General features: G+C 73.7%; 3 protein-coding genes. All 3 read right to left on the reverse strand.

Translation table 11 applies throughout. The features are described 5' to 3' along the window. The 3 genes from ACVDFE_RS30180 to ACVDFE_RS30190 are packed head-to-tail and all read right to left on the reverse strand — an operon-like array spanning position 1 to position 13,766. Positions 1-318: a hypothetical protein gene (locus tag ACVDFE_RS30180; protein WP_458432810.1), complete on the reverse strand. Its 318-nt coding sequence runs from the start codon at positions 316-318 to the stop codon at positions 1-3. After that, the gene (locus tag ACVDFE_RS30185; protein WP_458432811.1) at positions 287-6,421 is read right to left on the reverse strand and encodes an SDR family NAD(P)-dependent oxidoreductase; all 6,135 of its coding nucleotides are present in this window, start codon (positions 6,419-6,421) and stop codon (positions 287-289) included. The genes ACVDFE_RS30180 and ACVDFE_RS30185 overlap by 32 nt, the downstream gene beginning before the upstream one ends. Further along, positions 6,396-13,766, reverse strand: coding sequence for a beta-ketoacyl synthase N-terminal-like domain-containing protein (locus ACVDFE_RS30190; RefSeq protein ID WP_458432812.1), 7,371 nt, complete (start codon positions 13,764-13,766; stop codon positions 6,396-6,398). The genes ACVDFE_RS30185 and ACVDFE_RS30190 overlap by 26 nt, the downstream gene beginning before the upstream one ends. Between the last annotated feature and the right edge of the window lie 85 nt (positions 13,767-13,851).

Here is a 13,851-nt window from a genome sequence, read left to right on the forward strand (position 1 = left end):
TCAGCCGCCCAGCAGGCGGCTCAGGTCGTCCTCCGGGGTCAGGTAGCCGCCGGACAACGCGTCCGCCTCACCGGACACCAGTCGCACCAGCATCTCCGATGACTCCTCGGGCGTGGTGAACCGGCCGCTGTCGCGCTGGTCGGCCATCCACGCACCGACGCCGTCGAGGTGGCGGTCACCGGTCTCGCCGGCTTCCAGCTGCTTGCGGGTCAGGCCGAGGTCGACCAGTCCGGGGTGGTAGCTGAGCACCGACACCCCGGTTCCCGCCAGCTCCGGCGCGAGGTTCTCACCGAGCTTGATGGCGGCGGCCTTGGACACCGAGTAGCCGGAGACGTTGGGCCAGCGGTGCTTGCCCGCCGAGCTGCACGATGTTGATGACCCGCCCGTGCCCGCGCTCCACCATGCCCGGCAACGCCGCCCGGCAGGCCCGCACGGTCCCGCGCAGGTTCACCTCCACCGTCTGCCACCAGTGGTCCTCGTCGACCTCCCACAGGGGGCCGGCCGGACCGCCGACACCGGCGTTGTTGATCAGCACGTCGACCGCGCCGAACTCCTGCTCCGCCCGCTCGACGGCCCAGGTCAGCGCCGTGCCGTCGGTGACGTCGGCGACCAGCGCCAGGGGCGTTCCGCCGATGGAGTCCGCCAGCTCGTCGAGCGCGGCCTGGTCGCGTCCGGTCAGGACCAGGTTCGCCCCGGCTTCGGCGAGCTCCCTGGCGAAGAGCCGCCCGAGACCGCCGGTCGCACCGGTCAGCAGCACCGTCGTCCCGGCCAGCGAAGGACGCTCCACGTCGAGCGGCCGTTCCGCTTCCTGCTCGCCGAGCTGGATGCGCAGGTACTTCGCGAGGGCGCTCGGCGTGGAGTGGTCGAAGATCGCCGTGGGCGGCACCGACCGCCCGGTCGCCTTCTCGACGCGGTTGCGCAGCTCCAGCACCGTGAGCGAGTCGAACCCGATCTCGAAGAACCCGCGGTCGGCCTCCACCTCGTCGGCGCTCGCGAACCCGAGCACACCGGCCACCAGGCTCCGGACGAGGTCACCCAGGAAGGCCTCCTGAGCGCCTTCGTCCTTGCCGGCCAGTTCGCCCGCGATGGACGACACCGGCACCGGCGCCGCTTCCGCCACCGGACGCCGCTTCACGTGCCCGCGCAGCAGCGGGGTCAGCGGCGCCGACTCGCTGTCGACGAGCTGACGGGTGTCCAGCGCGATCGGGGCGAGCATGGGTTCCCCGGTGCGCAAAGCGGTGTCGAACGCGGCCAGTGCGTCCTCGGTCGACAGCGGAGTGACGCCGAGGCGGACCAGCCGGCGCAGGTCCGCCTCGTCGAGGTGACCGGACAGCTCGCTGCGTTCGGCCCACAGCCCCCACGCCAGCGACAGCGCGTGCTGCCCGGCGTCGTGCCTGCGCCGTGCGATGGCCTCGATGCAGGCGTTGGCGGCGGCGTAGTTGGCCTGGCCGGCCGTGCCCCACCAGGCGGCAGCGGAGGAGCACACGACGAACCAGGTGAGGTCCGCGTCCCTCGTGAGCTCGTCGAGGTGCGTCACGGCGTCCACCTTGGCCGGCAGAACGGCCTCCAGTGCCTCGGCGGTCAGCGACCGGATCGTCGCGTCCCGCGAGGTTCCGGCAGCGTGGATCACACCGGCCAGCGGCCGGTCCGACGGAATCCGCGCGAGGACCCCGGCCAGCTGCTCGCGATCTGCCGCGTCACAGGCCTCCACGGTGACGGAAGCACCCAGCTCACGCAGTTCGGCGGACAGCCGGGCCATGCCGGGTGCGTCGGCACCGCGCCGGCTCAGCAGGACCACGTCCCGAACCCCGTGCTCGCGCACCGCGTGCCGGGTCAGCGCGGAACCGACGACCCCGCCCGCACCGGTGACCAGCAGCGAACCGCCACGCCACTCGGTGGGAGCGGCCGGCCCGGCGGCTGCCGCACCGGCCAGCCTCGGCACGCGGACCTGCCCGGCGCGCACGGCGAGCTGCGGCTCGTCGGTGCCGACCAGCTTCCGCCACGCCTTGTCCGACGCGGCCGTGCCGTCGAGGTCGATCAGCTGCAGCACGCCGGGGTGTTCGGTCTGCGCGGAGCGCACCAGACCCCACACCGCCGCGGCGACCGGGTCGCCGTCCACCGCACCTCGGGTGAGCACGACCAGCCGGGCACCGGGCTCGTGGTCGCGCGCCACCCAGCCGCGGACCGAGGCCAGTGCCGCGTCCAGCGCGGTCCGGACCCGCTGCGGCAGCGGCGACGCGGGGTCACCGTTGTCGACGGTCAGCGTCAGGTGCCCGGTTCCCCGTGCCGCGGACAGCCCCTCCGGTGCCTTCCAGTCGATCCGGAACAGCGTCTCCGCCGCCTGGGCGGCGCCGATGACCTGCAGCTGCTCACGCACCACCGGCCGCGCGACGAGCTCTTCGGCGGAGAAGACCGGCATGCCCACGTTGTCCCACGCGGTGACGCTGAACGAGTCCTGTCCCTCGTCGCGCAGGCGAACCCGCAGCGACGCGGCGCCGGGCCCGTGCACCTCGACGCCCGCCCACGAGAACGGCAGGCGCAACGCGTCCGCCAGCAGCGGGTGCAACGCCGAGTCCAGCAGCGCGGGGTGCACCAGGTAGTCACCGGCTTCGCCGTGCACGGTCGTGGGCAGGACTACCTCGGCGAAGACGTCGCCGCCACGACGCCAGGCCCTGCGGACGCCCTGGAAGTCGGGTCCGTAGCCCAGGCCGGCGTCGGCGAGGCGGGGGTAGAGCCCGTCGAGGTCGACCGGCTGCGCGTTCGCGGGCGGCCATTCGGTCAGGTTCTCCCCCGAACCGGGCACGCCGGGAACGAGGCGGCCGGTGGCGTGCGCGGTCCACGGCGCGTCGGCCGAGGCCCGCGAGTGCAGGGCGAGGGCGCGGCTGCCGTCGTCCTCGGGCGCGGACACCTCCACCTGCACGTCCAGGGTGCCCTCGGCGGGAAGCACCACCGCGGTGCGGAAGACGAGCTCCGCCACCCTCGGGCAGCCGACCTGCTCACCGGCCCTGGCGGCCATCTCCAGCAGGGCCGTGCCCGGCACCACGGCGGCACCGCCGACGCGGTGGCCACCGGTCCAGGCCGGGCGCGCGGTGGACAACCGTCCGGTGAGGACGGTGGTTCCGCTGCCGGCCAGGGACATCGACGCGGTCAGCAACGGGTGCCCGACCGCATCGAGGCCGGTGCCTGCGACGCTCCCGGTGGCACGCGGGGTGTCGAGCCAGAAGCGCTGCCGCTGGAAGGCGTAGGTCGGCAGCTCCACGTGCGGTCGTGCGCCGCCGCCCAGCACAGCGGACCAGTCGACGGAGGTGCCGCGGACGAACAGCTTCGCGACGGTGTCCAGCAGTGCTCGTGGTTCCGGGCGGTCCTTGCGCAGCAGCGGCAGCGGCACGGCCGGTGCGGACACGCTCGCCGACGCCATCGCCGAGAGCACGCTGTCGGGACCCAGCTCCACGAAGGTGCTGACGCCACCGGCTTCCAGGGCGCGCACGGCGTCCTGGAACAGGACCGGCTCGCGCACGTGGCGGACCCAGTACTCCGCGGTGGTGAAGTCGCCCGCAGCGGCGGCCTGACCGGTCAGCGTCGACACCATCGGGATGCTCGGCGCCGAGAACTCGATGCGGGACACGACGTCGCGGAACTCCGCCAGCACCGGCCCCATCAACGGCGAGTGGAACGCGTGGCTGACCCGCAGGGCCTTCGTGCGGTGGCCGCGCGAGCGCAGCTGCTCGGTGATCGCCTGCACCGCGGCGGCGGCACCGGACAGGACGGTGGCCCTGGGCCCGTTGACCGCGGCGATCCCCACCTCGTGCTCACGGCCGGCGAGCAACGCGGTCACCTCGGCGGCGGCCGCCTCCACGGCCACCATGACGCCGCCTTCCGGCAGTGCGCCCATCAGCCTGCCCCGAGCGGCGACCAGCGTCGCGGCGTCGCGCAACGACATGACGCCGGCCACGTGGGCCGCGGCGATCTCGCCGATGGAGTGCCCTGCCACGCGGCCCGGCCGCACTCCCCACGCCTCCAGCAGCCGGAACAGCGCCACCTCGAGCGCGAACAGCGCGGGCTGCGCGTGCTCGGTCCGGTCCAGGCCGTCACCGGTGAAGACCAGGTCGCGCAGGCTGACACCGAGCAGCGGGTCGAGCACCTCGGCCGCGTCGTCGAACGCGACCGCGAACGGCGGGTACGCCTCGTACAGCTCCCGTCCCATGCCGGCGCGCTGGCTGCCCTGACCGGCGAACAGGAAGGCGGTCTCGCCCGCGTGCTTCTCGGCCGTGACGACCAGGTTCGGCGCGTCGTCGCCGTGTGCGGCGGCGGTGAGGCCCGCCAGCAACGAGTCCCGGTCACCGCCCAGTACGACGGCGCGCTGGTCGAACCGCGACCGGTTCGTGAGTGCCGCCGCGACGGCGTCGTCGTCGTGGCCGGGCTCCCGGTCGAGGAAGTCCGCCAGCTTGGCCGCCTGTGCCCGCAGCGCCGCCGGTGTCCTGGCGCTGAGGACCCACGGCGTGACCGCCGCTGCTCGCGGCTCCGGCACCGGGGCGGTGGCCTCGGCGGGGTTCTCCTCGGCGGGGCTTTCGAGGATCACGTGGGCGTTCGTGCCGCCGATGCCGAACGACGACACCGCGGCGCGGCGGGTTCCCCCCGGCCACGGGCGTGCCTCCCTCAGCAGCTCGACCGACCCCGAGGTCCAGTCCACGTGCGGGGACGGCTCGCTGACGTGCAGGGTCTTCGGCAGGACGCCGTGCCGCATCGCCATGATCATCTTGATGATCCCGCCTGCGCCCGCCGCGGCCTGGGTGTGGCCGGTGTTGGACTTCAGCGAACCGAGCCACAGCGGGCGGTCGCGGTCCTGTCCGTAGGTGTCCAGCAAGGCCTGCGCCTCGATCGGGTCGCCCAGCGGCGTGCCGGTGCCGTGCGCTTCCACCACGTCCACGTCGGCGGCCGTCAGTCGTGCCTGGGCCAGCGTCTGCTCGATGAGCCGGCGCTGAGCCGGGCCGCTCGGTGCGGTGAGGCCGTTGGAGGCGCCGTCGGAGTTGATCCCGCTGCCGCGGACCACCGCGAGCACCCGGTGCCCGTTGCGCTTCGCGTCGGAGAGCCGTTCCAGCAGGAGCATGCCCGCGCCCTCGGCCCAGCTGGTGCCGCTCGCGTCCGAGGAGAACGCCCGGCACCGCCCGTCGGCGGCGAGTGCGCGCTGGCGGCTGAACTCGACGAACGTGACGGGGGTGGACATCACCGACACACCGCCGGCCAGCGCCATCGAGCACTCGCCGTTGCGCAGCGCCTGCGCGGCCAGGTGCAGTGCCACCAGGGAGGACGAGCACGCGGTGTCGACCGACATCGTGGGCCCCTGCAGGCCGAAGACGTAGGAGATGCGGCCGGACGCGACGCTGCCGTGGCTGCCGAGGGTCATCATCCCCTCCATGCCGTCCGGGAGGTCCTGCACGTCGTGGACGCGGGTGGAGTAGTCGTGGAACATCACGCCGGCGTAGACACCGGTGCGGGAACCCTTGACCGACAACGGGTCGATGCCCGCGTTCTCCAGCGCCTCCCACGAGGTCTCCAGCAGCAGCCGCTGCTGCGGGTCCATCGCGAGCGCCTCGCGCGGCGCGATGCCGAAGAACGAGGCGTCGAAGTCGGCGGCGTCGTGCAGGAAACCGCCTTCACGGGTGTAGCTCGTGCCGCGGTGGGTGGGGTCGTCGTGGAAGAGGGTGTCGAGGTCCCAGCCGCGGTTGTCCGGGAACGCCGTGATCCCGTCCGTGCCGGTGGCGACCAGGTCCCACAGCTCCTGCGGCGAGCTGACCCCGCCGGGATAGCGGGCGGCCATGCCGACGATCACGACCGGGTCGTCCCCGGCCGCTTCGGGTTCGGGTTCTACTCGCTGGACCGCCTGGGTCACAGTGGTGTCCTTCTCGGTCGAAAGTTCTTCCACCAGGTGTTCGACCACGTCCAGCGCGCTGGGCCGGTCGAACAGCAGGGTGGTCGGCAGGCTCAGGCCCGTGGCGTCGCTGAGCTCGTAGCGCAGTTCCAGTGCGGCCAGCGAGTCCATCCCCAGCGCGGAGAACGGCTGCTCCACCTGGTCGTCCCGCAGCTGGGCGTACCCCAGCACGGAGGCGGCGCTGGTGCGGACCAGCCGGGTCAGCTCCGCCCGCAGCTCGTCCGCGGTCAGCTGGTCGAACGCGCCGCCGGAGGTCTCCTGCGCGGTCACGGCCGGTTCGGCCACGACCGGTGTGCGGACGAGGTCGGCCAGCAGGGGCACGGGCTGCCCGGTGACGGAGCGGACGTCCAGGCGGACGGGCGCCAGCACCGGCTCCGTCGAGCGCAGTGCGCCGTCGAACGCGGCGACGGCATCCTTTGTGGACAGTGGTGCGATGCCGGCCCTGGCCATGCGCTGGAGGTCGGCGTCACCGAGGTGCCCGGAGAGCTGCACTGCGCTCCTCCCACAGCCCCCAGGCCAGTGCCAGTGCCGGGAACCCGGCGGCGGCGCGGTCGCGGACGATCGCGTCGAGGCAGGCGTTCGCGGCGGCGTAGTTGGCCTGGCCGGCGGTGCCCCACCAGCCGGCGACCGAGGAGCAGACGACGAACCAGTCGAGGTCCAGTCCCCTGGTCAGCTCGTCCAGGTGGCTGACGGCGTCCACCTTGGACGCGAGGACGGCGTCGACGCCGTCGGTGGTGAGCGCCTCGATGACGGTGTCGGCCACCGTTCCGGCCGCGTGGACGACGCCGCGCAGGTCCGGGACGCGCGCCAGCAGACCTTCCACCTGCGAGCGCTTCGCCACGTCACAGGCCTCGACCGTGACCGAGACGCCCGTGGACCGCAGCTCCCCGGCCAGCCGCGCGACACCGGCGGCCCGTTCGCCGCGACGGCTGACCAGGACGACGTCGCTGATCCCGCGGGTGGTCACGGCGTGCAGCGTCAGTGCCGAACCGACGACTCCGCCCGCACCGGTGACGAGCAGCGTTCCCCTGTCCCACCTGATGTCCGGGGCGGCGGGCGCGGCGGTGTGGCGCACGAGGCGCGGCACCAGCGCGGTGCCTTCCTTCACGGAGACCTGCGGGTCGGGTGAACCGGCCAGTGACGACACCAGCGCGTCGGAGGCGGCACTGCCGTCGACCTCGATCAGCTGGAAGCGGCCGGGGTGCTCGGTCTGCGCCGAACGCACGAGCCCTTGCACGGCAGCGCCGACCGGGTCGGAACCGGTGACGATGCTCAGGCATCCGCCCTGCTCGCCGGACAACCAGTCCTGCACGGTGGTCAGCGCCCAGGCCAGTCCCGCACGCACCCGGTGCGGCAGCGGACCTCCGGACCCGACCGGCAGCCGCCGCGTGGTGCCCGGGGTGGGAGCCACGACGGTGGTGGGCCGCCATTCCACGCGGTACAGCGAATCGGCTGCCACGGCGTCGCGCAGCTGGGCGTCGGACACCGGCCGCAGCACGACCGAGTCGGCGTCGAGGACGGGGTTGCCCTCACCGTCCCAGGCGGCCAGCCGGACGGTGTCGGGACCGAGCCCGGTCAGCCGGGTCCTCAGCAGCGACGCCCCGGCCGCGTGGAGGCGGGTGCCCGTCCAGGAGAACGGCAGTCGCGCCGTTCCCCCGTCGGGCAACAGCTCACCGGCCGCCAGTGGTTGCAGGACGGCGTCCAGCAGTGCCGGGTGCAGCAGGTGGTCGTTCTTCGTCTCGGGCAGCCGGACCTCGGCGAAGAGCTCGCCGTCGCCGCGCCACAGGCGCCGCACGCCCTGGAAGACGGGCCCGTAGTGCAGGTTCCGCTCGGCCAGTGCGGCGTAGAACCCGGCCAGGTCGACCGGCTCGCAGCCGACCGGCGGCCACTGCACCGGGGCGGGCCCGGTGCCGGTGGCGGCGTCGACCTGGCCGGTGACGTGGAGGGTCCACTCCCCCTGCCCCGCGAGGCGTGACACCGTCCGCAGGGCACCGTCCGCCGACACGCGGACCTGGACGTCCAGCGCGTCACCGGCGGGAACGACCATCGGCGCGATCAGCAGCAGTTCGGTGACGGCGGGCCGGCCGACGTGCGCACCGGCGCGGGCGGCGAGTTCGAGCAGCGCCGTTCCGGGAACGACCACCGCTCCGCCGACCCGGTGCTCGGCGAGCCACGGCAGCTCGGCCGGGTCGAGCCTGCCGGTCAGCACCGTGGTGCCGTCGACGGACAGCGCCGCCCTGAGCACCGGGTGCGCGACGGCGTCGAGCCCGGCGGAGGCGAGGTCCGCGGCCTTGGCGACCGGGTCGAGCCAGAAGCGCTCGTGCTGGAACGCGTAGGTCGGCAGCTCCGTGCGGCGGGCGCCGGTGCCGGCGAAGAACGCCGTCCAGTCGACGGTGACACCGGCGGTGTGCAGCCGTGCCAGTGCGGACACCAGCGTGCCGGCTTCCGGCCTGCCCTTGCGCAGGGCGGGCAGGACGAGCTGGTCGGTGTCGGGCAGGCAGTTCTGCGCCATCGCCGCGAGCACGCCGTCCGGGCCGATCTCGACCAGCCGCGTCACGCCCTGCTCGCGCAGGTGGCGGACGCCGTCGTGGAAGAGCACCGCGTCGCGGACGTGCCGCACCCAGTGCTCGGGCGAGCGGAGCTGCTCGGCCGTCGCGAGGGTGCCGGTCAGGTTCGACACCAGCGGGATCACCGGCGCCGCGTAGGTGATCCGCGCGGCGACGCGGCGGAACTCCTCCAGCACCGGTTCCACCAGCGGCGAGTGGAACGCGTGGCTCACGGTGAGCCGCTTGGTCTTGCGTCCGCGTTCCGCCCACCGCGCGGCCAGCGCGAGGACGTCGTCCTCCGCACCGGACACCACGACCGCGTCGGGTCCGTTGACCGCGGCCAGGCCCACGCGGGAGGTCAGCTGCGGGCGCACCTCGTCCGCGGTGGCCTGCACGGAGACCATCGCGCCGCCAGGGGGCAGCGCCTGCATCAACCGGCCGCGCGCGGCGACCAGTTCCGCCGCTCCCGCCAGGGTCAGCACGCCGGAGACGTGCGCCGCCGCGATCTCACCGATCGAGTGGCCGGTCACGAAGTCCGGCTCGACACCCCACGAGCGCACGAGGCGGTACAGCGCGACCTCGACGGCGAACAGCGCGGGCTGGGTGTACTCGGTCCGGTCCAGCACGGCGGCGTCGTCGCCCCACATGACCTCGCGCACCGGCTTGGTCAGGTGCCGGTCGAGCTCGTCGGCGACCTCGTCCAGTGCCGCGGCGAAGACCGGGTAGGTGGTGTACAGCTCCCGGCCCATGCCCAGGCGCTGGGCACCCTGGCCGGTGAACAGGAAGGCGACGGGCTCGTCGAGCCGGGCGTGGTCGCGGGCTCCGCGGCCCTCGCACAGCTCGCGCAGCCCCGCCGTGTCCGTGGCGAGCACCGCGGCACGGTGGTCGAAGTCGCTGCGACCGGTGGCCAGGGTGAACGCGATGTCGGCCGGGTCGAGCCCGGGGTGCTCGGCGAGGTGGTCGCGCAGCCTTCGCGCCTGTGCGCTCAACGCCTGCGGCGTCTTGGCGCTCAGCAGGAACGGGACCTGCCGCTCCTCCCGCGCCCGCTGCTGCGGCTGCGGCCGGTGTTCGAGGACGACGTGCGCGTTGGTGCCGCTGATGCCGAACGACGACACCGCCGCCCGCCGGGTGCCTTCCGGCCACGGCCGTGCTTCGGTCAGCAGCTCGACCGCCCCGGACGCCCAGTCGACGTGCGGCGAGGGCTCGTCGACGTGCAGGGTCTTCGGCAGGACGCCGTGCCGCATGGCCATGACCATCTTGATCACGCCCGCGACGCCGGCCGCGGCCTGGGTGTGGCCGAGGTTGGACTTGAGCGAGCCGAGCCACAGCGGGCGGTCGCGGTCCTGGCCGTAGGTGGCGATGATCGCCTGGGCCTCGATCGGGTCGCCCAGCGACGTGCCCGTGCCGTGCGCCTCCACGACGTCCACATCGGACGCCGAGAGCCCGGCGTCGGCCAGCGCCTTGCGGATCACCCGCTGCTGCGAGGGCCCGTTCGGCGCGGTCAGGCCGTTGGACGCACCGTCCTGGTTCACCGCGGTGCCCCGGACGACGGCGTGGACGGTGTGGCCGTGGCGCAGCGCGTCGGACAGCCGCTCCACCACCAGCACGCCGACGCCCTCCGACCAGCCGGTGCCGTCGGCGGCCGCGGAGAACGCCTTGCACCGGCCGTCTCGTGCGAGACCGCGCTGGCGGCTGAACTCGGCGAACATGCCGGGCGTGCTCATCACCGTCACGCCACCGGCGAGGGCGAGCGAGCACTCCCCGCGCCGCAGCGCCTCGACGGCGAGGTCCAGTGCGACCAGGGACGAGGAGCAGGCCGTGTCGACCGACAGGGCGGGGCCTTCGAGGCCGAGCACGTAGGCGATCCGGCCGGAGACGACGCTTCCGGCGAGACCGGTGAGGAGGTGCCCGGCCACGGCGTCCGGGCTTTCGTGCAGCCTGGTGCCGTAGTCACCGGCCATGGCCCCGGCGAAGACGCCGGTGTCGGTGCCGCGCAGCAGTTCGGGGTCGATCGCGGCCTGTTCGAGCGCCTCCCAGGAGACTTCGAGCAGGAGCCGTTGCTGCGGGTCCATGGCGAGCGCTTCACGGGGCGACACACCGAAGAACTCGGCGTCGAAGTCCGGGGCGTCGTGCAGGAACCCACCCGTGCGGGCGACTTCGGCGCTTCCCGCGAACAGGTCGCGGACGTCCCAGCCGCGGTCGGACGGGTACGGCCCGATGGCGTCGGCCTCCGCGGTGACGAACCGCCAGAGGTCCTCCGGTGAGCGGATGTCACCGGGGAACCGGCAGCCCATGCCCACGATGACGATCGGGTCGTCCTCCGGCTCCTCCTCGGCCGCGGTGACCCGTTCCAGCACGGCGGGAGCCTGCCGGGTGCCGCCGGGGAGGAGCCGGTCGACCTCGGCCGCGAGCGCCGCGGGCGTCGGGAAGTCGAACGCGACGCCGGCGGGCAGCCGCAGCGACGCGGCCGCGTTGATCCGGTTGCGCAGCTCGACGGCCATGATGGAGTCGAAACCCAGCCGCTTGAACGGTTCCCGCACGCTGACCGCGTTCGGGGTCGTGCGCAGCACGGCGGCGGCGTGGGCTCGGACGAGGTCGATCCCGTGCAGCACCGGTCCCGTGTCGATCGCTACCTCGTTCTTGTCACCGATCCAGAACCGCTGCCGCTGGAAGGGGTAGGTCGGCAGGTCGGCGGCACGGACGCGCGTGCGCACCGGCGGCACCACGGCGGACCAGTCGACGTCGATCCCGCCGGTGAAGGCTTCAGCGGCCGAGGTGAGGAAGCGGCGCAGGTCGCCCTCGTCGCGGCGGAGCGAGCCGACGACGACCGCGTCGTCGATGTCCGCGGCGGTCACCGTGTCCTCGACGGCGGCGACGAGAACGGGGTGCGAGCTGACTTCGACGAAGTGGCGGAAGCCCTGTGCCAGCAGCGCTTCGGTGGCCTCACCGAAGCGGACGGGCGCCCGCAGGTTGTGCGCCCAGTACGCGGCGTCCAGCCGGTCAGCCCAGGCGCAGTCCGCGGTGGAGAAGAACGGCGTGCTGCCCTGCAGCGGCCGGATCTCGGCGAGGGCCTCGACGATCTGCCGGCGCACGGAGTCGACGTGCGGGCTGTGCGAGGCGTAGTCCACGGCGACCCGCCGCGCCCGCAGGCCCTCCTCCTTCCACTGCGCCACCAGTGCGTCGACCGTGTCCTCGTCTCCGGAGACGACGGTCGAGCGCACGCTGTTGACCACCGCGACCTCGACGCCGGGGTGGCCGGCCAGGCGCGAGCGGACCTCGTCGGCGGGCAGGTCGACCGACGCCATCGCGCCGTGCCCGGCCAGCTCGGCGGCGATGATCTTGCTGCGCAGGGCGACGACGGTCGCGGCGTCGTCGAGACCGAGCTTCCCGGAGACCACCGCGGCGGCGATCTCGCCCTGGGAGTGCCCCAGCACGGCGGCGGGCCGGACGCCGGCCGACGCCCACAACCGGGCCAGCGACACCATCACGGCCCAGGACGCGGGCTGCACCACGTCGACGCGGTCGAGGCCGTCGCCGGTGCGCAGGACCTCGGTCAGCGACCAGCTCACGTGCGGTGCCAGCGCCTCCTCGCAGGCGGCGACGGAGTCCGCGAACACCGCGGAGACGTCGAGGAGGTCACGTCCCATCCCCACCCACTGCGCGCCCTGTCCCGGGAAGACGAGGACGGGACCGGCGTCCGCCTTCTCGCTGTGGCCCAGGACGACGCCCGCGCCGGGGACGCCCTGCTCGATCCCGGCGAGACCGGAGTCGAGCTCATCGGCGGTGGCGGCGAGCACGACGGCACGGTGGTCGAAGAGCGTGCGCTGGGTGAGCAGCGCACGGGCGAGACCGGCGCGGTCGAGGTCGCCGCCCCGCAGGTTCCGGGCCTGAGCGCGCAGCGCCTCGGGCGTCTTCGCGCTGAGCACGAACGGCAAGGTCGCCTCGACGTGCTCCGGGGTGCCCTCGTCCTCTTCGGACTCAGGCGGTCCGGAAAGGACGACGTGGCAGTTCGCCCCGCCCATGCCGAAGGAGCTGACGCCGGCCAGCCGGGGCTCGGCGCTCCAGTCCGCGGTCTCGGTCTGCACCCTGATGCCCAGCTCGCCGAACGCGATGTCCGGGTTCGGCTCGGTGAAGTTGAGGCTGGGCGGAACCTGTCCCCTGCTGATCGAGAGCACCGTCTTGAGCAGCCCCGCGATGCCGGCCGCTCCTTCGAGGTGGCCGATGTTGGTCTTGACCGAGCCCACGCGCAGCGCGTCGGCCGGAGCGCGGCCGACACCGAGCACCCGGCCCAGTGCCGACGCCTCGACCGGGTCGCCCACCCTGGTGCCGGTGCCGTGCAGCTCCACGTACTGCACCCGGTGCGGGTCGACGTCCGCCGCGCGGTAGGCCGCGCGGAGGACCTCCGCCTGCGCGGTGGCGTCCGGGGTGGTGAGGCCGTCGCTCGCGCCGTCGTTGTTGACCGCGCTGCCGCGGATCACGCAGAGGACGTCGTCCTGGTCGGCCAGCGCCTTCGCGAGCGGCTTGAGGACGACCACGCCGCCGCCCTCGCCGCGCACGTACCCGTTCGCCCTGGCGTCGAAGGTGTGGCAGCGCCCGTCCGGGGAAAGACCACCGAACTTGGCCGCACCGACGGTGCTCTCCGGTGCGAGGTTGAGGTGCACGCCACCGGCCAGCGCGACCTCGCACTCACCGGTGCGGATGCTCTGCGCGGCGAGGTGCACCGCGACGAGCGCGGACGACTGGGCGGAGTCGACGGTGAAGCTGGGGCCCCGCACCCCGAGGGTGTAGGAGATGCGGTTGGCGATGAGACCACGGCTGAGACCGGTGACCGTGTGGTGCCCGACCCCTTCGATCCCCTCGCGCTGCGCGAGCGTGGCGTAGTCGGATCCGAACGCACCCATGAACACGCCGACGGCGTGCTCGCGCAGGGCAGCCGGGACCACGCCGGAGTTCTCCAGCGCTTCCCAGGCCAGCTCCAGCGCGAGCCGTTGCTGCGGGTCCATGTCCGTGGCTTCACGCGGGGAGATGCCGAAGAACGCCGCGTCGAAGCGGTCGACCTCGTCGAGGTAGCCGCCCCAGCGCGAGTTCGCCCTGCCGGGCTTCGACAGGTCGGCGTCGTACAGGGCGTTCGCGTCCCACCGCGTGGCCGGCGTCTCGGTGACGGCGCTCGAACCCGTGACGAGCAGTTCCCAGAAGGCGTCCGGGTTCGCCGCCCCGGGAAGGCGGCAGGACAGGCCGATGACGGCGATTCCATCCCGCGCGGTGGCAGCAGCGTGGTCGGGCGTGGTCATGTGCGACTGAGTTCCTTCGATTGGTGACGACGGCGCGCGGAGGTGATGCTTTCTCGCGGTACCAAGGGGTTCACCGTTGAACGCC

The organism is Lentzea chajnantorensis (assembly GCF_054300775.1).

What these genes read in the sequence shown, in the direction of transcription:
- ACVDFE_RS30190 (WP_458432812.1), bottom strand. Translation starts at nt 13,766, where the DNA reads ATGACCACGCCCGACCACGCTGCTGCCACCGCGCGGGATGGAATCGCC.